The organism is Mesorhizobium sp. Root552 (assembly GCF_001427285.1).
Taxonomy (GTDB): Bacteria; Pseudomonadota; Alphaproteobacteria; order Rhizobiales; family Rhizobiaceae; genus Mesorhizobium.
Map to the genome: position 1 here is coordinate 344,395 of NZ_LMFV01000045.1, position 20,987 is coordinate 365,381.

Annotated in this window: 31 protein-coding genes; 29 read left to right on the forward strand and 2 right to left on the reverse strand. The window is 60.2% G+C overall.

Annotated features, from left to right (window positions below; all coding sequences use genetic code 11):
- The first annotated feature begins 15 nt into the window (after window positions 1-15).
- The 11 genes from ASD50_RS16725 (at window position 16) to ASD50_RS16775 (ending at window position 6,944) form a co-directional block, all read left to right on the forward strand.
- Window positions 16-1,974 (forward strand): ClpP-like prohead protease/major capsid protein fusion protein, encoded by a 1,959-nt coding sequence (locus ASD50_RS16725; RefSeq protein ID WP_082549707.1) that lies wholly within the window; start codon window positions 16-18, stop codon window positions 1,972-1,974.
- Window positions 1,975-2,040: 66 nt separating this feature from the next.
- The gene (locus tag ASD50_RS16730; protein WP_056243439.1) at window positions 2,041-2,391 is read left to right on the forward strand and encodes a DUF2190 family protein; all 351 of its coding nucleotides are present in this window, start codon (window positions 2,041-2,043) and stop codon (window positions 2,389-2,391) included.
- A 7-nt stretch (window positions 2,392-2,398) separates the two neighbouring features.
- Complete coding sequence (locus ASD50_RS16735; protein WP_156465141.1) at window positions 2,399-2,980, forward strand: hypothetical protein; 582 nt, start codon at window positions 2,399-2,401, stop codon at window positions 2,978-2,980.
- Window positions 2,977-3,636 (forward strand): hypothetical protein, encoded by a 660-nt coding sequence (locus ASD50_RS16740; RefSeq protein ID WP_056243442.1) that lies wholly within the window; start codon window positions 2,977-2,979, stop codon window positions 3,634-3,636. Before ASD50_RS16735 ends, ASD50_RS16740 begins: the two co-directional genes overlap by 4 nt.
- Entirely contained in the window at window positions 3,629-4,177 is a 549-nt protein-coding gene (locus ASD50_RS16745) for a class I SAM-dependent methyltransferase (RefSeq protein WP_056243444.1), read from the forward strand. The genes ASD50_RS16740 and ASD50_RS16745 overlap by 8 nt, the downstream gene beginning before the upstream one ends.
- Window positions 4,174-4,986 carry a hypothetical protein gene (locus ASD50_RS16750; protein WP_210168937.1) on the forward strand — a complete coding sequence of 271 codons (813 nt, stop codon included), beginning with the start codon at window positions 4,174-4,176 and terminating at the stop codon, window positions 4,984-4,986. The genes ASD50_RS16745 and ASD50_RS16750 overlap by 4 nt, the downstream gene beginning before the upstream one ends.
- On the forward strand, window positions 4,983-5,324 hold the full coding sequence (locus ASD50_RS16755) for a hypothetical protein (RefSeq protein ID WP_056243448.1): 342 nt from the start codon (window positions 4,983-4,985) through the stop codon (window positions 5,322-5,324). Before ASD50_RS16750 ends, ASD50_RS16755 begins: the two co-directional genes overlap by 4 nt.
- Window positions 5,321-5,776 (forward strand): hypothetical protein, encoded by a 456-nt coding sequence (locus ASD50_RS16760; RefSeq protein WP_056243451.1) that lies wholly within the window; start codon window positions 5,321-5,323, stop codon window positions 5,774-5,776. Before ASD50_RS16755 ends, ASD50_RS16760 begins: the two co-directional genes overlap by 4 nt.
- 45 nt (window positions 5,777-5,821) lie before the next feature.
- Window positions 5,822-6,349 carry a hypothetical protein gene (locus tag ASD50_RS16765; protein WP_056243452.1) on the forward strand — a complete coding sequence of 176 codons (528 nt, stop codon included), beginning with the start codon at window positions 5,822-5,824 and terminating at the stop codon, window positions 6,347-6,349.
- Window positions 6,349-6,744: a hypothetical protein gene (locus ASD50_RS16770; RefSeq protein ID WP_056243454.1), complete on the forward strand. Its 396-nt coding sequence runs from the start codon at window positions 6,349-6,351 to the stop codon at window positions 6,742-6,744. The genes ASD50_RS16765 and ASD50_RS16770 overlap by 1 nt, the downstream gene beginning before the upstream one ends.
- Window positions 6,745-6,746: 2 nt before the next feature.
- Window positions 6,747-6,944, forward strand: a complete 198-nt coding sequence (locus tag ASD50_RS16775; RefSeq protein WP_056243455.1) for a hypothetical protein — start codon at window positions 6,747-6,749, stop codon at window positions 6,942-6,944.
- Here the strand turns inward: ASD50_RS16775 and ASD50_RS16780 are convergent, their stop codons facing one another.
- Entirely contained in the window at window positions 6,945-7,232 is a 288-nt protein-coding gene (locus tag ASD50_RS16780) for a hypothetical protein (protein ID WP_056243457.1), read from the reverse strand. It lies immediately after the preceding gene.
- Window positions 7,233-7,285: 53 nt separating this feature from the next.
- Here ASD50_RS16780 and ASD50_RS16785 point away from each other — a divergent pair, with 53 nt between their 5' ends.
- On the forward strand, window positions 7,286-7,927 hold the full coding sequence (locus ASD50_RS16785) for a DUF6441 family protein (protein ID WP_056243459.1): 642 nt from the start codon (window positions 7,286-7,288) through the stop codon (window positions 7,925-7,927).
- A 7-nt stretch (window positions 7,928-7,934) separates the two neighbouring features.
- On the opposite strand, the gene ASD50_RS16790 is transcribed toward ASD50_RS16785, so the two are convergent.
- Window positions 7,935-8,207: a helix-turn-helix domain-containing protein gene (locus tag ASD50_RS16790; RefSeq protein WP_244484559.1), complete on the reverse strand. Its 273-nt coding sequence runs from the start codon at window positions 8,205-8,207 to the stop codon at window positions 7,935-7,937.
- Between the two features lie 151 nt (window positions 8,208-8,358).
- On the opposite strand from ASD50_RS16790, the gene ASD50_RS16795 reads away from it, so the two are divergent.
- The 17 genes from ASD50_RS16795 (at window position 8,359) to ASD50_RS16870 (ending at window position 20,752) form a co-directional block, all read left to right on the forward strand.
- The gene (locus ASD50_RS16795; RefSeq protein WP_056243460.1) at window positions 8,359-8,970 is read left to right on the forward strand and encodes a hypothetical protein; all 612 of its coding nucleotides are present in this window, start codon (window positions 8,359-8,361) and stop codon (window positions 8,968-8,970) included.
- A 124-nt stretch (window positions 8,971-9,094) separates the two neighbouring features.
- On the forward strand, window positions 9,095-11,791 hold the full coding sequence (locus ASD50_RS16800) for a hypothetical protein (protein ID WP_056243462.1): 2,697 nt from the start codon (window positions 9,095-9,097) through the stop codon (window positions 11,789-11,791).
- A gap of 208 nt (window positions 11,792-11,999) precedes the next feature.
- A complete protein-coding gene (locus tag ASD50_RS16805) occupies window positions 12,000-12,443 on the forward strand; it encodes a hypothetical protein (protein ID WP_056243464.1) in 444 nt (147 codons plus the stop codon).
- 3 nt (window positions 12,444-12,446) lie between these two features.
- On the forward strand, window positions 12,447-14,207 hold the full coding sequence (locus tag ASD50_RS16810) for a hypothetical protein (protein ID WP_056243466.1): 1,761 nt from the start codon (window positions 12,447-12,449) through the stop codon (window positions 14,205-14,207).
- Window positions 14,207-14,611 carry a hypothetical protein gene (locus ASD50_RS16815; protein WP_056243468.1) on the forward strand — a complete coding sequence of 135 codons (405 nt, stop codon included), beginning with the start codon at window positions 14,207-14,209 and terminating at the stop codon, window positions 14,609-14,611. Before ASD50_RS16810 ends, ASD50_RS16815 begins: the two co-directional genes overlap by 1 nt.
- Window positions 14,611-15,276 carry a hypothetical protein gene (locus tag ASD50_RS16820; protein ID WP_056243470.1) on the forward strand — a complete coding sequence of 222 codons (666 nt, stop codon included), beginning with the start codon at window positions 14,611-14,613 and terminating at the stop codon, window positions 15,274-15,276. The genes ASD50_RS16815 and ASD50_RS16820 overlap by 1 nt, the downstream gene beginning before the upstream one ends.
- Window positions 15,277-15,291: 15 nt before the next feature.
- A complete protein-coding gene (locus ASD50_RS16825; RefSeq protein WP_056243472.1) occupies window positions 15,292-15,864 on the forward strand; it encodes a hypothetical protein in 573 nt (190 codons plus the stop codon).
- Window positions 15,861-16,559 (forward strand): hypothetical protein, encoded by a 699-nt coding sequence (locus ASD50_RS16830; RefSeq protein WP_056243476.1) that lies wholly within the window; start codon window positions 15,861-15,863, stop codon window positions 16,557-16,559. The genes ASD50_RS16825 and ASD50_RS16830 overlap by 4 nt, the downstream gene beginning before the upstream one ends.
- A gap of 11 nt (window positions 16,560-16,570) precedes the next feature.
- Window positions 16,571-16,876 (forward strand): hypothetical protein, encoded by a 306-nt coding sequence (locus tag ASD50_RS16835; RefSeq protein ID WP_056243478.1) that lies wholly within the window; start codon window positions 16,571-16,573, stop codon window positions 16,874-16,876.
- Window positions 16,877-17,845 (forward strand): putative Ig domain-containing protein, encoded by a 969-nt coding sequence (locus tag ASD50_RS16840; protein ID WP_056243480.1) that lies wholly within the window; start codon window positions 16,877-16,879, stop codon window positions 17,843-17,845. It abuts the gene before it with no gap.
- 489 nt (window positions 17,846-18,334) lie between these two features.
- Window positions 18,335-18,577: a hypothetical protein gene (locus tag ASD50_RS16845; RefSeq protein ID WP_056243482.1), complete on the forward strand. Its 243-nt coding sequence runs from the start codon at window positions 18,335-18,337 to the stop codon at window positions 18,575-18,577.
- Entirely contained in the window at window positions 18,567-19,163 is a 597-nt protein-coding gene (locus ASD50_RS16850) for a lysozyme (RefSeq protein ID WP_056243484.1), read from the forward strand. Before ASD50_RS16845 ends, ASD50_RS16850 begins: the two co-directional genes overlap by 11 nt.
- Before the next feature lie 56 nt (window positions 19,164-19,219).
- Entirely contained in the window at window positions 19,220-19,480 is a 261-nt protein-coding gene (locus ASD50_RS16855; protein WP_056243485.1) for a hypothetical protein, read from the forward strand.
- Between the two features lie 167 nt (window positions 19,481-19,647).
- Entirely contained in the window at window positions 19,648-20,034 is a 387-nt protein-coding gene (locus ASD50_RS16860; protein ID WP_056243487.1) for a hypothetical protein, read from the forward strand.
- A gap of 124 nt (window positions 20,035-20,158) precedes the next feature.
- Window positions 20,159-20,284, forward strand: a complete 126-nt coding sequence (locus ASD50_RS24140) for a hypothetical protein (protein ID WP_274533331.1) — start codon at window positions 20,159-20,161, stop codon at window positions 20,282-20,284.
- On the forward strand, window positions 20,281-20,373 hold the full coding sequence (locus ASD50_RS24145) for a cell envelope integrity protein CreD (protein ID WP_162252033.1): 93 nt from the start codon (window positions 20,281-20,283) through the stop codon (window positions 20,371-20,373). Before ASD50_RS24140 ends, ASD50_RS24145 begins: the two co-directional genes overlap by 4 nt.
- 31 nt (window positions 20,374-20,404) lie before the next feature.
- A complete protein-coding gene (locus ASD50_RS16870; RefSeq protein ID WP_056243837.1) occupies window positions 20,405-20,752 on the forward strand; it encodes a hypothetical protein in 348 nt (115 codons plus the stop codon).
- Window positions 20,753-20,987: the final 235 nt, after the last annotated feature.

Below are 20,987 nucleotides of genomic sequence, written 5' to 3' on the forward strand. Positions count from 1 at the left end.
ACGAAAGGAAACGCTATGGCGCACCGACTTTTGGTCGGCGGCGAACTCGTGCTTTACGGGGACGTTGGCGACATGTGGGGCGATGGCTCCGGCTTTACCGGCAAGGACGTGATCGACGCTCTGGCCGAGCATGGTTCCGACAAAATCACGGTTCGGCTCAATTCCGGTGGCGGGTACGTCAGGGATGGCGTGTCGATCTACAACGCTCTGAAAGCCCATGCCGGCGAAGTGACGATCTCGGTTGATGCGATTGCAGCTTCATCGGCCTCCGTCATTGCGATGGCGGGCGACAAGATCGTGATGCGCACCGGCGCGCTCATGATGATCCATGACCCTTCCGGGATCACGATTGGCAATGCTGAAGCTCATCGCAGCACCGCAGGCGTCCTCGACAAGATGGCCGACGTGATTGCCTCGGTCTACGCCGCGCGCACCGGCGAGACAGCCGAAGCGATGCGCGAACTCATGAAAACGGAAACATGGCTCGATGCCGACGAGGCGGTCGAGTTCGGTTTTGCGACCGACAAGGACGACACGGCTGCCGAAGCGGTCGCGGCGTTCGATTACGAAATCTACTCCGCACTACCGGAGTCGATCCCGCAGGAAGCGCGCCGCGCTCGCCCTGTTCCTCCCGTGGCCCTCGCCACTTCACGAAAGGAGCCTCACATGGCTAAGACTGAAACCGTGACGGCCACGGACACCAATGCCGAAACCATCGTCGCGGTCAGCCACGCCGATGAAATCTTCGCCCGTTGCGAAGGTGCCAAGCTCACGATGGCGGAAACCGCTGTTGTGATGAAGGCCGCTGGCGGTGATCTGACGAAGGCCAAGGACGCCATTATCGATGCCCTTGCTGCTCGTGAAACTGACACAACCATTCGCCCGGTCGCCACGGTAACGGCGGATGCGCGTGATCGCTTCAAGGAAGGCGTCACCAAGTCGCTCATGACCAAGGCCGGTCTTGAAGGCGGCGAGGTCAACGAGTTTTCCTCGATGACGCTTCGTGAAATCGCCCGCGAAAGTCTTGCCCGCGCCGACGTGAAGATGGTCTTCAACGATCCGATGGCAATGGTTGGCGCAGCCTTCACCATGCAGCATTCGACCAGCGATTTTGTCGAAGTCCTCGCCAACGTCGCCAACAAGTCGATGCTGAAAGGCTACCTCGAAAGCGAGGAAACCTTTGAAAAGTGGACGGCCAAGGGCAACCTGTCGGACTTCAAGGCGACCAAGCGCGTTGACCTGAACCTGTTCCCGTCGCTGGCGGAAGTGCCGGAAGGTGCTGAATACAGCTATGGCACCATCGGTGATCGCGGCGAGACGATCCAGCTTGCCACCTACGGCAAGATGTTCTCGATCACCCGTCAGGCCATCATCAACGATGATCTGTCGGTGTTCACCCGCGTTCCGGCTCGCATGGGCCGCGCGGCTCGCCGCACCATCGGCAATTTGGTCTATGCCCAGATCGTCGCCGACGGCGCGGTCATGTCGGACGGCAAGACGCTGTTCCACAATGACCACGCGAACAAGGGCACCGGTGCTCTTACGATGACCAATCTTGACACTGCCCGTGCCAAGATGGCGCTGCAGAAGGACCCGGACAGCATTGCCAAGAGCGGCCTGAATATCCGTCCAGCCTTCCTGCTGGTTCCTGTTGAATTGCAGGGCAAGGCCACAGCCCTCATGGCTGCCGAGTTCGACCCTGCCGGTACGCAGCGTAACCCCAACGTTGTTCGCGGCATGGTCGAGGTCATCTCCGAAGCCCGCCTATCAACCGACTCGTCGGCGGAATGGTATCTCGCTGCGAATCCGAACCAGTTCGACACTATCGAAGTGGCGTACTTGAACGGCAATTCTTCGCCGGTCCTTGAGCAGAAGGACGGCTGGAACGTCGATGGCGTCGAGTTCAAGGTCCGCATTGATGCCGGCGTGAAGGCGCTCGGTTGGCAAGGCTTCTGGTACTCGACCGGCTCCTGATGAACTTCGGGGCGGGTAAATCGCCCGCCCTTCCTCCCTCAATTTCAAATCTGAAAGGAGCCAGTCATGGCTAAGAACTATGTTCAGCCCGGCGATCATATCGTCGTGGAAAATGCAGACGTGACGGACGCGGTTGCAATCTCGTCTGGCGACGGCGTTCTCATCGGCTCGCTGTTCGGTGTCGCGCTTGTCGATATTCCGGTTGGTGAGAGTGGCGCGATTGCGACGGAAGGCGTGTGGGAGCTTGCGAAAGTTTCCGCGCAGGCATGGACGGTCGGCCAGCGCGTTTATTGGGCGGTTGGCTCTGGTGCCACAACCACGGCAGGTTCCAACAAGCTGATCGGCGTGGCGGTGGAAGTCGCGAACAACCCTTCCGCTACGGGCAAGGTCCGCCTCACCGGCGCATTCACCATCTGACATGCGCATGGACTGGTCAGGACAGACCGCCTTCATTCTCGCGGGCGGGCCGTCCGTTCTGGACCTCGACCTGTCGCCTCTCAAGGGGCGGCGGGTCATCGCCATCAATTCTGCATATGAGACATGGCCACGGGCCGATGTGTGCTTCTTTGCTGATGCGCGGTGGTACATCGATGTCTATCCGAAACAGCCGAAATTCTTGGGCCAGTTTGCGACGACTTCGACGGGCGGGCCGCGCGACGTGCTTCGGTTCACCAAGATCGATCCGGCGAACGGGATAGCGACAAAACGCGATCAACTGGCTTTGTCCCGTACTTCGGTTTCAGGTGCCGCGAACCTTGCCCGCCATTGGGGCGCAAAGGCGATTGTCCTGCTGGGTGTGGACGGAAAGCTCGACGGGGCGAAGCGCCACAATCATAACGCTCACTATCCGTGGCCGCTGATGAACGGCTGCTTCGACCAGCATCGAAATGAACTTGCAGGCTTGTCGTCATCGCTTCGTGCCGAAGGTATCAGGCTCATGAACTGCTCGCCGGTCAACGTCATCCCCGGATGGGATCGGGCAACGTTTGACGAGGCGCTGGCATGAAATTCGTGTGCTGGCTGTGGCGCGGCAAGGGTTTCTGGAAACAGACTGCCCGCTACGACGAGGGCCATGTATCCACACTCGCCTCGATGCTGGCACGGCACGGCGGGCATGAACTGATTTGCGTACAGGACGGCAGCTTCGACATTCCCGGCTCGATCATCATGCCGGATGAGGTCAAGGCGCTGCCGGATTACTTACCTAAGCTTTGGGGCTGGTCGCCTGAGTTCCACGACATGATCGGAGAGCGGTTCGCGTCTATCGATCTCGATGTTGTCGTGACCGGCGATCTCGAACCACTGCTGAACGTCAATGAGCCGTTCGTCATTTGGGATCGTGCGCGGCTGGAGCCTTACAACACTTCGATGTTTTCCATCGAACCCGGCTATCGCAACGATGTCTGGACGACGCTTTCGCCTGAAAAGGTGGCATGGGCTCGGAAACGGGCAGCCTACTGGACCGGCGATCAATCGTGGGTCGCACATGTGCTTGGACCTGATGAACCGACCTTTGGCGAGACCGAAGGCGTCATCCAGTATCGCCCATCGAAACACAGGGACGCACCGCCGGAAGGCATGAAAGCCGCGTTCCTCTGCGGTCCCTACGAACCGCGTTCCGAAAGCGCGCATTCCAAATGGATGAGAAAAGCCTATGTCTGACCGGAAACGTCTCGCCCATCTGGTGAAGGCCACGAACCAGCGCGCCGTCATCATCGACCTGGTGAAGCAGCATGGATGGACCAGGGGCGCAGAGATCGGCGTTCTCCGGGGCAAGACGCTGTTTTCCGTACTCGATGCCTGTCCCGGCCTTTCGATGACCGGCGTCGATCAGTGGAAGGTTGTTCCGCTTCGGGAGGATGAGAACGCGGAGACCTATGTCGATTTCGACATGCGAGCGCTGGAACGCGACGTGGCGCTGCGGGCCAAGGGCTACGGCTATCGGTGCATCATCCTCAAGGGCGATTCCGTCGCCATGTCCAAGTCGGTCGAAAAGGGATCGCTGGATTTCGTATTCCTCGACGGTGACCACACCGAACACGGACTGAAACGCGATATCGCGGCTTGGGCTTCCAAGGTCCGTAGCGGCGGCATGATCCTCGGACATGACATTTCGTGGGCAACCGTCAACCGCGTTGTCTCCGCGAAGTATCCCGACTTCCAAGAGTTCGGCGAAGAAGTGTGGGGCGTCGTCAAGAAATGAAAGCTATCCTTCTCCCTCGCGCCGAACATCATCGCGAATGGTGCGGTCCTTTCGGTGAGGGGCTTAGACAGCACGGATGGACCGTGGAAGTCGCCAGCCAGTGGGAGCCGTGCGACCTGCTGGTGTGCTGGGGCGTCCGGCGCGCAGTCGAAATTCAGGCGCAGAAAAGCAGCGGCGGCGAGGTTTGCATCCTCGAGCGCGGCTATCTCGGTGATCGGTTCAAATGGACGTCGGTTTCCTTCGGCGGCGGCTTGAACGGTCGAGGGGAATTCCGCGGGACGCGTGCTGATCCCGGCCGCTTCCATGAGCATTTCGGCCCGCTGAAGCCGTGGAGACGCAAGGAAGGTTACGCGCTCATCATCGGGCAGGTTCCGGGCGATATGTCGCTCAGGTCCATCGGCGGTTCACTGGGCGGATGGTATCGCGAGACGGCCATGCGGTTGAAAGCAACCGGCCATGACGTGCGCTTCCGGCCTCATCCCGAAGCTGTGAAGCGCGGGGCGGGGGGAAGCATTGCCGGTGTCCAGACCATCGGCGGCGATCTGCAATCGTCGCTGGATGGCGCTTCGCATGTGGTGACCTGGAACAGCAACACGGCTGTCGAGGCGGTGATTGCGGGCGTTCCCGCCGTCTCGATGGATATCGGCTCAATGGCTTGGGCCGTAACCGGACATGAACCCGGCGAGGTCGTCACGCCCGACCGGCTGGAATGGGCCGCTCGGCTGGCGTGGAAGCAGTTCACGATGGCGGAAATGGCATCCGGCTACTGCTGGGATGTTGTGGGCCAGAGGATCGAGGCTGCGGCATGATCGACTATGCCTCTTTGCTCTATGGCCCGACCTATGACGTGATTGGTGTCCCCGCCACGCTGGCGCTCGACGTCTCCGATGCGGAGCCGGTGACGCTCACGGTGCTGGACAAGACGGCAGGCGTTGAAGTCGGCGACAAGATCACCGTGTCCACCATCCTGCCTGCGGCGATGGTGCGCGTTTCCGAACTGACTGAACGCAGTGTCGGCGTGGGAGAACTTCGGGGCGCGACGATCACGTTCAACGGCAAAAGCTGGTCGATCATGCGGCACGAATACCGTCCTTCGCCAAATGGCGAGGCCGATGGCGAACTGCTGCTGATCCTGGAGGCGGCATGACCGATATCCGCGAGCAAATCCTGTCGCGGCTTCAGGCGGTCGCGGCTGCCATCGATCCTGCATTGGACAGCCGCAGAAACGAGGCTGACTTGGCCGACACCGCCTTGCCAGCCGTCGTCCTTCTGGATGGCGAGGAAAGCGCCGTCGATGACGCCGGCACCCGTCCATTGATGACTGTTCGCATCGTGGAAATGACGCCGGAAGTGCAATTTCGGATCGCGGCCAAGGCCAAGGATATCGGCCCGAACCTCAACGAATGGCGGGCAAAGCTCATTCACGCCGTGCTGACCGATACGACGCTGGCGGGCCTGACTGTCAACCGGATCGGCATCCGCTATCGCGGCTCGGCAACCATTACCGAACGGGGTCGCTCCATGGAGGGCGGCATCGGTGTGGCCTTCACCTTCACCTACCGGCTCAACCCGTCCGATCTGGTCGAAACCACTGCGTAATCACCATGCCCGGTGACGGGCTTCAACACCCGAAAGGAAACTGACATGGCCACGTCTCCCAATCCGCTGAACTATTTTGTCGGCAAGGGTACCATCAAATTTACGCCGACCGCAGGCGTTCAGCGCGATCTCGGCAATGCGCCGGAAATCGAACTGACCCCGACCATCGAAAAGCTGGATCACTTCTCCAGCCGTTCCGGCGTTCGCAACAAGGATCGTTCGGTCGCTATCGAGAAAGGCATGACCCTTCGCGTCGTGCTGGAAGAACTGACGGCGGAAAATCTCGCCATGCTGCTGCTCGGCGGCGATATCGATGAGGCTTCGGATGGTACCAAGAGTTTCGCCATCTTCGCGGAAACGGAAATCACCGGGGCAATCTCGTTCACCGGCACCAACGATATCGGCGCGAAAGTGACCATGAGCCTGCCGAACGTGTCTTTCGGCCCGTCCGGTTCGTTCAATCCGATCTCTGACGAATGGGGTCAGATCGAGGTTACGGCGGAAGTGCTGGCGACCGAACACACCGATGGCACGTCCGACTTCGGCACCGTCACCGTTCTCGAGGCTGCCTGATGGCCGGATTGATCAATATCGCGCCGCTGACCGAAACTGTCGAGGTTCGCGGCGCACAGGCCACGGTGTGCGGCGTTGGCGTTCAGGCCATCGCGCAACTGCTGTTCCGGTTTCCCGACCTTCGCAAGTCATGGGGCAAGGGTCAGTTCGACCTCGCAGAAATCCTCGGCATGTCCGATGAGATCGTGAATGCGATCATTGCCGGTGGCGTCGAGGAACTGGACGAGGCGAATGCTTCGCGCCTTGCTCTCGATGAAAAGGCCGAACTGCTTACGGCGATCATTCGCGTGACCATGCCGCGCGGCCCGGTCCCTTTCATGGAAACGCTGACCGGAGTGATGGGCGCGGTCGGCGGCGGAGCATCGCCCAAGGCGCGGGCTACGACCTCGCAATAGCGGTGGAGCAACTCATCGCGTCGGGTCATCCGCCCGCTGCGGTGTGGAACTATACGCCTCGGCAGATCGCAGGCTTCCTGTTCTTTTCCTCGAAACGGAAGAACCGCGAAGATGCGTCAAGGCTCTCCATCGGAGCAATGGCGGCGCGGGGCGATCCGAAGGACGTGAAAAAGCAGGTCGAGAAGCTGGGTAAGGACTGATCAGGTCAAGCCAAGGCGGCGCATATCGCGCGTCACGTCTCCGTTGCCAAAACGGGAAGGGACCGGGCCGTCTGCTGTCTTGGTCGCGGCGGTTCGATCCATGAACAGATCATCAGGGACATGGAAATCCGAACGGGGCCACACATAGAAGGCCCCGATTGCCATGATGACCGTGATGCCGGTGAGGATGACGCCAGCCCCAACATTTGCAGGCGGCGCGGCGACGAGGCCAAACGAAAAGGCAATCGCGGTCAAGAACAACAGTGCGCTGACAATCCTGCGGAACATCGAACCCTCCCAAACTCGCAAACCAGTATTTCACGATATGGGAGTCTCGACAATTGGCTGCAAGGTTTCGTTTCGACGCCAAGAAAGGCGAGTTCGCGCGGGCGATGGTGCAGATTGCCGACCCGATTGCCTATGCTGGCACAAGCGCGATCATCGAGGCTGCGGAGATTGTGAAGCGGGAAGGCCGCGCGGACATTGCGTCAGCCGGCTTTTCGAAACGCTGGCAGAACACGCTTCGGGTTGATGTCTACCCAAAGCGCGGCGCTTCGATGAATGCCGCCGCCTTCATCTGGCACAAGATTCCATATGCCGGCGTTTTCGAAGATGGCGACACGATCAGCGGTAAGCCGCTTCTGTGGCTGCCGTTGAAATCGACCCCGCAGCGGATCGGCCGGTCGAAGATGACGCCGGCAGGCTACATCAAGAGCATCGGGCCGCTGGTCCCCATCAATCGCCCTGGCAAGCCTCCATTGCTGGCAGGCCAGATCGCAATCAACCGGCGCGGGCAGACGACTCCCGGCAAGGTCACACTCTCGGCCTTGCGGCGCGGCAACTCCGGCAAGGCGTCTCGGTTGGTGCCGCTGTTCATCGGCATTCCAAAGGCCAAGATGCCGGACAAGTTCTCCATCCGCGAAATAACCGAACGCGCAGCCAACCGGCTGGGTGAACTGTTCGTGAAGCATCTGAAGGTCTGAGGCATGGCTATCGTAACCGCACGCCGTGGCCGCCATCACGAACATCGCCGGGGTCGAGAAAGACAACACCTGCCTCCGCGAAAGCGCTTTGTATAGAGGCGAGCGTACTGCCGCGAGGGTCAGTAGCCCCGCGCTCGATGTTCTTGATTGAGATTTCCGAAACGCCAGAAGCGGAGGCCAAGTCAGACTGTTTCCAGCCGATCAGCGCCCTCGCGGCGCGGATTTGGGCCGGGGTGATCATGGCCGTAACGTATGCGACGGCATCGGGGCGGTCAATCATTATGAACTCCGCGTATATTTTTTGCTTGTAGTATAGTAAGATATACGTTAGGTTTGCTTTTGTAAACGCCAATGAGGCGCGGCTGCGTGAAGGGCGGTTTAGCGCGGCGAGGCGTTGCAACGAACGGCATAGCAAACCATGGAGAACTCCTATGAAAATAGCAGTCACGATTCAGGGTATGACGCCCCTCATCATGAACCGCTTCACCGAAGCCGCAGAGGTTGCGGTCTCGGGCGGCACGGCAGTCACGTTCAAGGGGGACAAGGGAACGCCCCGCCAGCAGGCCGAAGCGAAGCGATACGCCGATGCTGACGGCCACCTTTATATTCCCGGCCCGAATATCTTCGCCTGTCTCATCGCGGCGGGGACGTTCCACAAGGCGGGTAAGTCGAAGCTGACTACCATGAAAACGTCGCTGATCCCGGCGGGCCTCATGGTCGAGGATATGCTGTGCACCCTGACCAATGCGGACGGCGAGCCGCTGACGGAATGGGAGGTAGATAGCCGGTCGGTTGTTATCCCTTCGACCGGTGGCAGGATCATGTGCCATCGCCCGCGCGTCGATGCGTGGCAGACGCAGTTCACACTAGATGTGGACGGAGCGATGTTCTCTCCCGCACTTGTCCGCGCTGTCGTGGACGATGCGGGTAAGAAGATTGGGCTCGGCGATTTTCGCCCTGCCCGGAAAGGCCCCTTCGGTCGCTTTGTAGTTTCCCATTGGGAGATCGCGAAGGACGAGGAGACTTTGAAGAAAGCAGCATAGCACAGTCAAGCCGAGCATTCAGCAGCCTAGCGAGGTGGCGCGGGCTAATGCGAGGCATAGCTTAGCAAGGCAATCTGAACGTTGAGGCGGTTCTTCGGAGCCGCCTTTTCTCGTGGTGGTAAGTATGGCGAAAAAGACGATAGTCCAAAGAATTGCTTTGGACGGCGGTCGCGAGATTGAGAAGCAGCTCAAGGATATGGGCGAAGCCGGCGAAAAGGCTTTCGACCAGATCAGGAAAGCTGCGCTCAAGGCCGATCTGACGAAGTTCGGGGCCAGCCTCAAGACGTTCAGTTCGGACCTTGCCACGGTCGGGCGCAGGCTTGCCCTTGCCTTCACCGGCGCTGCCGCTGCCGCAACCGCCGTGGGTGCGGGCGCGCTGAAACTCGCAAAGGACAGCGCAGAAGTCGTTGACGGCATGGGAAAGGCAGCGGAAGCCGCCGGCCTGACCGTCGATGCCTATGGGCGGCTGGAATTCGCGGCGAAGATGGCCAATGTCGAACAGACTGAGTTCCAGGCTGGCATGGCGCGGCTCAACAAGGCGTTGGGCGATGCGGCGCGCGGTTCAAAGTCTGCCATCGACCTGTTTTCGCGGCTGGGCGTCAACATCAAGGGCACTGACGGGAAAATCAGGCCGACCGAAGCGATCCTTCAGGACATTGCCGAAGCATTCTCAAAAATGCCGGATGGTGCAGCAAAATCGGCAATCGCCATCGAACTGTTCGGGCGCTCCGGTGCGAAACTGTTGCCGCTGCTGAATTCCGGCAAGCAAGGACTGATTGATCTCGGCAAGGAAGCCGAAAAGCTCGGCATCGTGTTCGACAAGAATGCTGCCGACATTGCCGACGAGATGGGCGATGCGCTGGACGAGGTGTCATTTGCCGCAAAAGGTATCCGGCTTTGGCTGGGGCTGATCTTTGCGCCCGCTGTGACGGAAGGTGCGCGCCTGCTTCGCGATGTCATCGTGCAAAACCGCGATGCTATTCTCCAGTTTGGAAAGGCGCTGACACTCGGAACGGTGCGGCTGATCGGTGATCTGGTCAATGCGCTTGCCGGCAATGACGAGCGCGTGCGCAACCCTTGGATACTGAAATGGCGCGATGCGGTCATTGAGTTCGGCAGGAATCTCGCGGCGGTCGTCAACGGTGTAGTCCTCCCGCTGTTCAGGATGATCAGCGAGGGCGCGAGGCTGGTAGCCGACGGCCTCAACGCCGTGTTCGGCACGAAACTGACTGGAGGGCAACTTCTGATCGCTGCGGCGCTCCTGAAGCTCCTTGGCGTGTTCAAGCTGTTCGCATCCGCCATTCCCGTCATCATAAACGGCGTGAAGCTGCTCGGATCGGCCTTTGCCTTCCTTGCCGGTCGCGGCGCGATGGGAGCCATTGCCACGCTGTTTCGCGGCCTGGTCACTGGCGCGTTGTCATTCCTCGGACTGGTCGCAGGACTGGTCGGCTGGCCCGCGCTGATCGTTGCGGGTGTCGTTGCGGCCGGCGTGGCGATCTATGCTTTTTGGGATGACATAACGGCTGCCGCGTCGTCCGCGTGGGAGTACCTGAAGAACCTGTTCTCAGGCGACGGCATAGCCGCGATTGCGGAAAGTCTGCGCAACGCCGGGGCCGCTGCGGGCCAGATGTTCGTGGAGGCGCTGCAGCTCGCCCTGCAAGGCATCGGCGCGGTGTTCATCGGGATCGGGCAACTGATCGCGGGCTTCGTGGATGGGGCCGTATCTGCCATTTCCGGGCTGGCCGCTCAACTGTTGCCCACATGGGATCAGATCAAGGCTGGCGCATCTGCAATCTGGGACGAGATCACGGCGCGGGCGACAACGGCGTTCGACTTCATCGTTCAAAGCGCATCCGGTCTTGGCTCGCTTCTAAGCCCGGTGTGGACGGCCATTGCCAACACCGGCTCCGCTGTCTGGACAACGATTTCCGGGGCGGCTGCCGCTACTTTCAACGGGCTGGCGTCGGTAATTTCAACGACGATAGGCGGGGTCACCGATACAATTTCTACGGTGATCGGCGCGATTGTGGACGGCTTCACAGGTGCGACAAGCGCCGTTGTGGATGCCGCAAATGAGATTGCCGCCGCTATCAGCCGCGCGACGGAAGCTGCCGGGGATATCGAGGTTGCTTCGCAGCTTGCCGATGCGCTTGTCACGCCATTCCGGCAGGCCTCTACCGCTATTGACGGGATCATGGGTGGCATACGTTCGATGGTGGAAAGCGGGTTTTCCGCGCTCACCAATCTTGTCAACCAAGTCGCCTCGCAAATCCAGTCGGCCATTGATCGCATCCTGTCGGCTCTCAGGGCCGCAGCGGCGGAAGCGGCAAGGCTCCGTTCGGCTGCCGGATCGTCGGGCGGATCGTCCAGTACCACACAGGGCTTCGCCTCTGGTGGTCATGTACGGGGCGCTGGCGGGCCTACCAGCGATTCAATCCTGGCCTGGCTGTCCAATGGCGAGTTCGTCATGCGCGCTGCCGTGGTCAAGCGGCTGGGTGTCGATTTCTTCCATGCCATCAACAACGGCATTCTGCCATCGCTCAAGGGCCTCAAGGGCTTCAGTGTCGGCGGGCTGGTCGATGGGATAGGGCGTTCGCTCTCCGTCGATATCCCGCGCTTTGCCGGTGGTGGTTTTGCCAACATGCAGCTTGCCCCGGCTGCTTCGAGCGGTGGATTTTCGGGGACGCCTGTCACTATCGTCATGCCGGATGGTGAGAGGTTCGATACCGTCGCCCCGGTTCAGGTAGCGGCGAAGCTCTCGACCTATGCGACGGGCAGCGCCACGCTTTCGGCAGGCCGCAAGCCGGGGTGGTATAAATGAGGTCACTAGCCGATGAAGTCGCTGCCCTTGGCAGGTCGCAAAGCCAGTGCGTCGTGAGGATTGAGTTAGCGTCAGAGACGCATCCACTTTCAGGGCTGATCCGTGTCTTTACGGTCTGGCCAGATGGGCAGCGTGGTTATCCCTTGGGCCGGTTGTGGCGCGGACCAACCTATGACCGCCGCCCGCTTCCTCAAGCGAGATAGAAGCAATGACCGAACTGACCCTGCTGCGGCTAGATCCTATCGGCATCCCGCCATATTCGGCGCGCGGCATCACGCAGTCGCTCGAACTGATCGACGCGGCCTCACAGATGGGGCGCACGGTCAACGGGACGCTGATTGACCTGTCGGAACCGGCGTTTCGCAAGTATCGCTCGACCATTACCTGTACAGACCAGCAGCAACCGGCTTTAGATGGCGTCTGGCCGGGGCAGGTTCTAACCGTCGATTGCGCGGCAGAACTGTCCTATCTCACCTCTGGCGGCTCACCGGCCCGCCCTCTGGCATCGAACACGGATGATCCGGCCACGCGCACGGAAGGCAATTTCACCTTCTATCGCCCGCGCCTGACCATGATGGTGGTGAGCTACCGCACCGACTTCGATGAATGGGGAGCGGCTGTGAACTGGCAACTTCTCCTCGAGGAGCAATAGGCCGTGTTTCATTTTGCATGGGCCGACGCTTCCGAAACGAGCTTTGGGCCGGAACATGAGGTCGAGGACGAGGACGTTCTTGCGCTGCGCATTAGCCATCAGGAAGGCGACTTCGCTCAGTTGCAGGTCGATGTTCGCAATCCGCGTGTCGGGCTGCTTTCGACGGGCCGCAAGCGCTGGGCGTGGCTGTCATGGACTGACGACCTGAACCCGACTGCCGGGGCGACCGCGTTGTTTTTCGGGCGGCTAGTGGGCCTGCCGGATCAACTGGACGAGAATGTCGTCTCCCTGTCATTCGTGGCGAGGCCGGAAGACTTCGACACTCAGAAACGCGCTCTGGCCGAAACGCTGAAGGTTCAGCCCTACTATGACCCGCTGTGGCTCAACGAGGAAAGCCGCGACGATCCTGATGCAGTCCTAGAGGCAAGAACGCAGCTTTGGCACATCGACAGGGTGACACATGCTGTCACCGTCACCGATATCCTTCAAGGCGAGGACGGCATTGTCGATGTGAGCGGGGCTTTCCTGCGGGATTCGCTCACCGTCGATCTGGGCTCGGCTCCAGTGCGAAAGGTGAAGGTGACGGCGGAAGTAAGCTGGGATCAGACCGCCGTTGGCAATGTCGACCTGACTTCTACGCTTCTTGCTGCATTTGTCGCGGCTGGATCACGAAACGGCTTTGCCACCTCCTACACAGGCGAGGGCCTGATGCGGGATTGGCCGGAGGAAGGCGACCGGATCGGCGGCGGCTGGGAGTTCGGCCCCTGTTCGGTAGATCGTGTCGACGGAATCGCACTGCCGACCGTGCTTTCGCGCGCGGGGTTCAACAATGGACATGCGGATTTTCCGTTGTGGGCGCTTAGCCCGACGCTGACCGCAAATTATGACGTGGCTCGCAAGCGCATCGAGGTCGTGACCTTTACCCTCAATGCCGATTGTCAGGCGATTTTGACCGAACCTGGCGACGAGGAAGTCATAGAAATCGAGGTGGCAAGCGAGGATGCGGGTCTACCGATTGATCCCACAGATACCGACAATCCCGACGGCATCATGCCGATTGGCGATCTCCGTAACCGCGCCTATTTCCCGACCGACCGGGGCAAAAGGAGCCTCGAATATCTGATCGCCCTAGCGAGGGCGCAACTGCTGTCTCGAGCAAGGGCGGCGAATGTGTCTTTCTCCATCCCGTGGCGGATGGGCCTTGGCCTGTCTCTCAGAAAGAGCGCGACCATCACGGATCCTCGCCTGCCGGGTGGCACGGTATCCGGCAAGATCATCGGCTATGAGCTTTCGGCCAGTGGAACGGGTGAGTTCATTGCCCATGTCTCGCTGGGCTGCACGGTGGGGAAAGGGAACACGGTATCGACCGTGACGGGTTCTCCGGTCTATGTCGTTGCGGGCTATTCGGATGACTGGCAGCTTTATTCCGGGGCGACCTATGCGCCGATTGCTGGCGAAGTCACCTATGAGGAATTCGGCGACATTTTGCCGAACGACGATGGAGTAGATTTCTACAACATGCGCGCCGTCGATCTGGTCGAGCAGATGACGGTCTACAACGGGCAGAACGATCAAAAGCCGGTTCTCGATGCATTCCGGTCAGACGCCGCCGAAGCGATCAGCGCGCTCAACCAGGTGTTCACCGAAGTCGATTGCGATCTGAAGGTTCTGAAGGCAGGGCCGTTCACGACCGAATATCCGATCACGGTATCCGACCTCATGGTTGCCCGGACGATTGATCTGGAAGCGGGAGTGACGGCCTGATGCTCTCGACCATCACGATCAAGAAACCGCGCTTTGCCTCGCTGGAAAAGATCACGCGCCAGAGTGCAGCCGAAGCGATCCTTCAGCGGGCCTTGGCGCGGGTAAAGCCGGAAGGCGACGGCGAGGCGCATTTCCGTTTCGGCAAGGCCGCACGGTTCGAACAGGCAACGCAGCAATCCGGGCCTTCCATCCGCGTCGAATATCCCGATGACACGGGACAGATCGATGACCCTGAAATCGTCGTGCTGGATTTTGACGAGATCGACCGCGAAGAAGAAACCATCCGCGTCGAAAATCCGGCTGATGCTGAGCAGTATGTGATGGTCAAGCGGTGCAAGCGTATCCTGTTTCAAGGCAGGGCGGACGGCATCTATCGCCGTTTCAACTTCAAGTATGACGACTGATGGCGAAGGCTTACGGCTCCACCGGCAGGCCGGTCGTCCTCGATCCTTTTCGGCGCATCGTAGAGGTGCATTGGCGCGACAACACTACCCCGCCACTCGCTTTCGCTTTCATCGTTCGGCTGGGCGCGGTGGTGCGTCCTATCGATGAGAGCAGCGCCGAGGTCGCTCCTATCTACTATTCGCCGTTCGGCACTCCGAATACCGGACTCTACTATCCCGACGTGTCCGTACCAGTGAGTTGGGGAGGCTACGTGCTCACTGAAAAGGAAGGTTGGATCGGAGCGGCATCGCACACCATCGCCGGTTTGCCCGCTTTCGGGACTGGTCCGCTTTATGAAATCGGCAGCTTCGTTGCCTTGGAAGTGTTTCCATACGCCTTGTCATTGAAGTGGGTTGAGCCTACCGGCGACGTTCTGGATTTTGTTTCGCCGGTCACTGGCAGTGACGGGGGAAAGCCCAATTTCAAGGCCGGTGCCGCCTCAGTAACAAGCCTCAGTGGTGGCGCGGCTTCGCTGCTTTTCCCGACCGACATCGGCGTGGAGGCGGGGGCTTTCAGCTATGCCTATGCCGGTGCAACCACGGTTGCGAACATCATCTTGGACGATAGCAACAGGCTGGTTGATAACCGCCAGTTGATGATCCTCTGCCTGCCTGTCACCGCCTGACGGAGATTTCCGCACATGACTTTGACCTACCGGACTGCCGGCGCCTGGGGTGCCGGCAAGGGATCGAACCTGACCGCTGCCGAGGTGGACGGGAATTTTTACGATCTCGACCAGCGCGTTGTCGATCTGGAAGAAAACCCGCCCGTCCCGAATGAAATCTCCAACATCACCGTCTCTGGCACACAGATGACGATCTACCTCGAAGGCGGGGCATCTTTCGGGCCGTTCACGCTGCCGCAGGCGAATTTCCGGCCGTCAATCGTGGCGGCGCTGCCTGTTGCGACGGATGGCACCTATACGCCTGTGCTTTCCGACGCCAACAAGTATCTGCGCTGTATCGAGGGTGGCGGCTGCACAGTGATATTGCCATCCAACGCGGCGGTGGCGTTTCCGGTCGATACGGAAATCACCTTCCGGCAGGCCAGCGCTGGTGCTGTGATCTTCGACGCACCGACCGACGTCACGATCCATGCCGTTCCGGGCTACCTGCCGAAAACGGCGCAGGTCGGTGCTTCTGTGACGCTCAAGAAAATCGCAACCGACGAGTGGGAGCTTGTTGGCTGGCTCGCTGCGGACGTGACGGCATGATCCTTTCCGGTGCGGCGCAGATGCTCAATGCGCAGGTTGCTTCTCCATTGCCCGACTGGCTGCCGGCCGGGGCGACGGCATTCCTCGATTTCATGGCCGGCACATACTATGCGGGAGGCGCGCCGCGCAGCATCGGGTCGATCCTGACAGGCTATGAAGCCGGGGTTATTTCCGGCTCCGGCATGTTCTTTGTGTTCGAGAACGGCAATCATCCCGCAGCGTCGGGGCCATTGCTATCCGACTTCCAGTCGGGCCTTGCCGCCGGGATGACGATAATTCTCGATTTCGATTTCGTATCGCCTCCTTTCGGATTTGCGCTGTTCCTTGGCGATGATGTCAGTTGGGATGCATCAACCGACATGATCGTCGTTGCCGTTGACGACAACATGTACGATTCCGTCTCGCTCGGCCTTGGGGCGAGCCTGTCAACGACTGGCCGGCACACGCTTGCGGTGACGCTCAATCGCGACGTCGGCGGCGGCGATTATGAATATGCATGGTCGCTCGATGGAGCGTCTGCCCTGACGCAGACCGTGGGCTATGCAGCGTTTTCGTCATTGGCTTCGGTGCTGATCGGCCATGACGGCGGGGACTTCGGGGAAAATCTCGATTCCGTCTACCTGCGCTCGATCACGGTCTATCCGGCCAAAGACCCGTCAGAACTTCCAGCCCTTTCCGATCTTCCGACCTCATAGGAGACACCATCATGGCGACACTCATCGTCACCTTTGCCCGTATCGACGGGACCCATCACTACGTCGCCCCTGTGGCGCAGGGATCGAACGTGCGCACCGAAACCATCACCATGCCGGCGACGGGAACGTTGACGGTTGCTGCCCCCGAGGAAATCGTGGAGTTGCTGCCTGATGCCGATTGCTGGGTAGCGATTGGGCCGGCCCCGGATGCATCGGTGGGGACGGATGGAACGGCTGCGGCGCGCAAGCTGAAGGCGGATACGGCGTACACCTTCCATGTCAGCGTGGGCGATAAGGTTGCCGTGGAGGCTGCGTAAATGCCTGGATTGCATCTCGGCCTCGGCCTTGGCCTGCAATGGCGGGCGAGGGCAGCGGGTGGCGGGCCGACGCCTGATCCACTCGCCATTTCTGGCACTCCAGTCCTGACTGCGACGGAAGGCGAGGCCTATGACGGCTTCACCGTTTCCGCCTCGGGCGGCACAGCGCCCTACGTCTATTCGCTCATCGGCACATGGCCCGATGGAATCGACATAGACCCGGATACCGGCGATATTTCCGGCACCCCGACAGAGAGCGGCAACTTCACCGGGCTTTCGGTGCGGGTGACGGACGCTGCCAGTGATACCGATGATCTGGAGGTGTTTGATCTGGAGGTGACGGCAGCCCTACCCGATCTGACTTATATATCCACCAACAATAGCAATGGGGCAGGCACAACAACACAAACGATAACCGGGATGGCTATCGGGGCGACCGATGCTGACCGCAAGACATTTCTTTGCATCGCTTTCCGACATTCATCTTCGTCCCGCACGCTCAATAGTGTGACTGTTGGGGGGATCACGGCAACCCGCCTTGCAAACTATGCTTCCGGCACCTCGGGTAACTGCGAAATTTGGGCGGTCGATTCCGGTGCTAGCTCTAGCTTATCGGGAGCAACCGCCGCCAATGTCGTTCTCACATTCAGCGGGACAGGGTGCTCTTCCGTCGTCGGTATCTATCGCGGTGTTGGTGTGTCCATGACGGCAGCGGATACCGATGCGGCGCCAACAGGAGCGACCGTGACTGTGCCGGCTGGCGGGGCTGCGCTGGTTGTCGCGCAGGCTGGCGGCACTGGAGCTAATGGTCTCAGCAACGTCACTGAGAATTACAATGCGGTCAACGGGACTCTCTACCGTGCAATCATTGGGTCGAAGGTATCAGCGGCAGGTGAAGCACTTAATTCGGTGCTTACGGTGTTGCCATCCGGCGGGACAGTTACAGCGGTTGCGCTGCAAAGCGCATGATGGATGGGCCAGGTACTCCCCGGATGCCGGGTTTGCCGTTCCGACCGACGCATTTCCACGCAACGCATAGGGCCGGCGAAGCCATGTGCAATAGCCTTGGGAATCCAAACCGCCGGCCCTATGCGCTGGCTTCAACGAGCAGTGGAATATCTGGTTCCAGTGAATTCGACCGAACTTGGCACGAAAAATGATCAAAGAGCAGCCGACGCACTAGCGTTTGGGGGTCAATAGCGCGCCGGCCTTTGCAGCGTCTCTGGGAAGCCACGCGACAACCTAGCCGCCCTGACAATTCCTGACAACATTCAGGAACAAACCGTGGCTACGGCTCATGCCATGATGGCCCACGCAATGCCGACAATCGCGACGATCACCACTATCGCGTAGAACCATTCCTGCGTGGTGAAGTGCGATGGCGGCCCCATGCTTCAGCCCTCCAAAAGGGCAAGCCTAGCAAAATTGTAATTTCTGACAATCGGAAAGGACTAGACCATGCGTCTCGTTTCCAACTGGAAGCGGGTGCTTTCGCGCGCCTACAGCGTCTATTGCTCGGCCGGTAGCACTCTCTGCGGCATCGTCGTTTTCCTCGACTACCTCTGGCCGTTTCTCGATGGCTACCTGCCAGTTTCGCGGGTCGGCTTTGGCCTGATCGGAGCGCTGCTGGCGCTCGCGGCAATTCCTTCGCGCGTCGTCGTTCAGGATAGCGTTTCAGGAGGGCGAGACGATGCTGAATAAGCGCCTCACGCCTTCCAAACGCGCCAAGGCGGCGATTGCCGCCGTCGTTGCGGCTTCGACCTCCATCGGCGGCGTGCTGTATGTGGTGCGCTCCGGTGAGCCGCCTATCCCTGACGACGTGGTGCTGGCCTCGGAATACCTGGTGAAGCCGTGGGAAGGCGAGGAACTGCGCGCCTATCTCGACGTGATCGCTAAGCCGCCGGTCTGGACCATCTGCAACGGCGACACCGAGAACGTGCGCAAGGGCATGGTGGAGACGCCGGAGGGTTGCAAGAAGCGCCTGCAAAAGCGGCTCACCAAGGATTTCCGGCCGGCGCTGGTCAAGTGCATCGAGGGGTTCGGCGCCAAGCCTCTGTCGTGGCGGGCGATGATGCTTTCGCTCTCCTACAATGTCGGCATCGGGGCGGGCTGCAAGTCCACCGCGGCGAAGCTCGGGCGGCTCGGCCAGTACGTCCAAAGCTGCGTTGCCGCCACCGCCTTCAACCGTGCAGGTGGCAAGATGATCGTCGGCCTCGCCAAGCGCCGTGAAATGGGTGACGCCACCCGGATCGGCGAAGGCGAGCTTTGCGTGTCGGGGCTGGACTGACCGCTTCCAATCCCGTGCCGGCCGGGATCGCCGGTAATATATAAAGGAGAAGACCGATGACGGTCCGAGCAATGTTCTACGTCAAGCAGATCAATCACCACACGACTGCCGATGAGAAGTCGGTGAACGTGGAGGTGAAGATGGGCGCCGCGTTTGGTGGCTATCTGAAGGGCCTCGCGGAAGGAAATGGCGACTGGTCGAAGTGGACACCTTCCGGGGAACTTTCGATCACCATCACCAATCCGGCCGCGATCGCGCAGTTCGAGCTTGGCGAGGTCTATGAGTTGACCTTCGAAAAGGCCTCCAAGGCTGCCTGACGAAACACCCGAGCCCGGCCGGGTGAGCCGGGCATCCACTTCCAACAATACAGGGGGATTTCCATGATCGACCCTCGCGTACTCTTGTCCAGCTTTCTTGGCGCGGCAGCCGGAGTGTCTTGTGTCATTCTGCTCCTTGTCCCAGCATTTTTCATTTGGCTGGCGATATGAGCGCCCTCGCTCTCTGGTTCATTCAGGACAAGCTCGGCCGGTTCGTCGGAATCGTTCTGCTGTGTTTGGCTGCCTACGTCGGTGGCAAGGCGTTGCTGGCATGGCACGACGCCAATGTCCGTGGCGAAGCGCTCGCCGGGTACGTCCTGAAATCCCAACTCGACGCCGCTGAAGCGACCAACAGGGAAATCGCCCGCCAACTCGAAGCCGGACGGAAGTCCGCCACCCTCTATGCCGAGCTGCTTGCCGAGGCGCAGGAGCGCGAAAGGCTGGATGACGAACACGACAAACAGAGGAATGCCATCTATGCCGCACAGCTCGCCGCTCAGGGCCGTTCTTGCCGTATCACTCAGTCTGATCGTGACTTCGTGCGCGAACGATAAGGCGGCGCTGCATAAGGCTGCGGTCCAGAAAGGCAAGGTCGAGGCCGGCATAAACCTTCCGCCCCTGCCAGATGACTGCCGCAAGCGGGAACCGCATGCGCCCGACGCTGTTGGAGATGAAGCCGTGGTGCTGTGGAAAGCGGAGCGCCGGGCAACCAACCGTGCCAACGACCGTGTGATCCGCTGCGCGCAGAACTACGACAACGTGGCTACAGCATTGGCCGGCAAACCTGATCGAGAAAAGCAATGAAGTGGCATCCGGTGAACATCGCCTACGTGCTGGCGGCGCTGGCAATCATCGCCGGCCTGATCGGCATCTATCTCATGGCAGTGCATTAACAGGGCAGTGGGGCTCATGGCGGATGAACCTATGGAAGTCGAGATCGCGCGTTTTGATGAACGACTTAAATCTATCGAGAGAATGCTTTCAGAAGTCGTCGCAAGTCAGAAGGAAGCTTCTGAAGGCCGCCGCCGCGGCTATGAAGCACAGGAGCGCACAGAGCGCGAGGTGATCGGCATCAACCATCGCCTCAGCGCTGTCGAGAAATCAGTTGAAGCCATCCGTCCCACGACGCTCGAGCTTGAAAGGGTGCGCGACCGCGTGATCTTCGCGGGATCACTGGGGAAAGCGATGTGGGGCATTGGCAAGGCGCTTTTGTCGGCTGCCGCCGGCGCCGCTGCAGCCTGGTATGCCATGACCGGTCGACCGCCGCCCTGACCATCCCCTGGATTTGCGAGCATTGGCGCCCGCTCGGCGTCGGCTGGGTGGGTCTTTGCTCTCAACAACCGTTCTGGCTTGATCCCGAGCGCTATGGCGAGCGCTTCCAGAGCGAGCGTGGCGAGGCATCATCAGTCTTGCGCACTGGCAGCGGCAATACTGGAATTCAGGGATTGATCCGGCTCGAAACACCAACTGTGTGAAAATCTGATTATTATAAGTGAAATCAGCTTCT

Coding starts and splice junctions, on each gene's coding strand:
- ASD50_RS16845 (WP_056243482.1), top strand. CDS start 18,335: ATGCGTCTCGTTTCCAACTGGAAGCGGGTGCTTTCGCGCGCCTACAGC.
- ASD50_RS16790 (WP_244484559.1), bottom strand. CDS start 8,207: ATGATTGACCGCCCCGATGCCGTCGCATACGTTACGGCCATGATCACC.
- ASD50_RS16780 (WP_056243457.1), bottom strand. CDS start 7,232: ATGTTCCGCAGGATTGTCAGCGCACTGTTGTTCTTGACCGCGATTGCC.
- ASD50_RS16815 (WP_056243468.1), top strand. CDS start 14,207: ATGCTCTCGACCATCACGATCAAGAAACCGCGCTTTGCCTCGCTGGAA.
- ASD50_RS16735 (WP_156465141.1), top strand. CDS start 2,399: ATGGACTGGTCAGGACAGACCGCCTTCATTCTCGCGGGCGGGCCGTCC.
- ASD50_RS16725 (WP_082549707.1), top strand. CDS start 16: ATGGCGCACCGACTTTTGGTCGGCGGCGAACTCGTGCTTTACGGGGAC.
- ASD50_RS16745 (WP_056243444.1), top strand. CDS start 3,629: ATGTCTGACCGGAAACGTCTCGCCCATCTGGTGAAGGCCACGAACCAG.
- ASD50_RS16795 (WP_056243460.1), top strand. CDS start 8,359: ATGAAAATAGCAGTCACGATTCAGGGTATGACGCCCCTCATCATGAAC.
- ASD50_RS16800 (WP_056243462.1), top strand. CDS start 9,095: ATGGCGAAAAAGACGATAGTCCAAAGAATTGCTTTGGACGGCGGTCGC.
- ASD50_RS16770 (WP_056243454.1), top strand. CDS start 6,349: ATGGCCGGATTGATCAATATCGCGCCGCTGACCGAAACTGTCGAGGTT.
- ASD50_RS16830 (WP_056243476.1), top strand. CDS start 15,861: ATGATCCTTTCCGGTGCGGCGCAGATGCTCAATGCGCAGGTTGCTTCT.
- ASD50_RS16765 (WP_056243452.1), top strand. CDS start 5,822: ATGGCCACGTCTCCCAATCCGCTGAACTATTTTGTCGGCAAGGGTACC.
- ASD50_RS16805 (WP_056243464.1), top strand. CDS start 12,000: ATGACCGAACTGACCCTGCTGCGGCTAGATCCTATCGGCATCCCGCCA.
- ASD50_RS16730 (WP_056243439.1), top strand. CDS start 2,041: ATGGCTAAGAACTATGTTCAGCCCGGCGATCATATCGTCGTGGAAAAT.
- ASD50_RS16820 (WP_056243470.1), top strand. CDS start 14,611: ATGGCGAAGGCTTACGGCTCCACCGGCAGGCCGGTCGTCCTCGATCCT.
- ASD50_RS16750 (WP_210168937.1), top strand. CDS start 4,174: ATGAAAGCTATCCTTCTCCCTCGCGCCGAACATCATCGCGAATGGTGC.
- ASD50_RS16835 (WP_056243478.1), top strand. CDS start 16,571: ATGGCGACACTCATCGTCACCTTTGCCCGTATCGACGGGACCCATCAC.
- ASD50_RS16855 (WP_056243485.1), top strand. CDS start 19,220: ATGACGGTCCGAGCAATGTTCTACGTCAAGCAGATCAATCACCACACG.
- ASD50_RS16870 (WP_056243837.1), top strand. CDS start 20,405: ATGGAAGTCGAGATCGCGCGTTTTGATGAACGACTTAAATCTATCGAG.
- ASD50_RS16850 (WP_056243484.1), top strand. CDS start 18,567: ATGCTGAATAAGCGCCTCACGCCTTCCAAACGCGCCAAGGCGGCGATT.
- ASD50_RS16755 (WP_056243448.1), top strand. CDS start 4,983: ATGATCGACTATGCCTCTTTGCTCTATGGCCCGACCTATGACGTGATT.
- ASD50_RS16860 (WP_056243487.1), top strand. CDS start 19,648: ATGAGCGCCCTCGCTCTCTGGTTCATTCAGGACAAGCTCGGCCGGTTC.
- ASD50_RS24145 (WP_162252033.1), top strand. CDS start 20,281: ATGAAGTGGCATCCGGTGAACATCGCCTACGTGCTGGCGGCGCTGGCA.
- ASD50_RS16740 (WP_056243442.1), top strand. CDS start 2,977: ATGAAATTCGTGTGCTGGCTGTGGCGCGGCAAGGGTTTCTGGAAACAG.
- ASD50_RS16825 (WP_056243472.1), top strand. CDS start 15,292: ATGACTTTGACCTACCGGACTGCCGGCGCCTGGGGTGCCGGCAAGGGA.
- ASD50_RS16840 (WP_056243480.1), top strand. CDS start 16,877: ATGCCTGGATTGCATCTCGGCCTCGGCCTTGGCCTGCAATGGCGGGCG.
- ASD50_RS16760 (WP_056243451.1), top strand. CDS start 5,321: ATGACCGATATCCGCGAGCAAATCCTGTCGCGGCTTCAGGCGGTCGCG.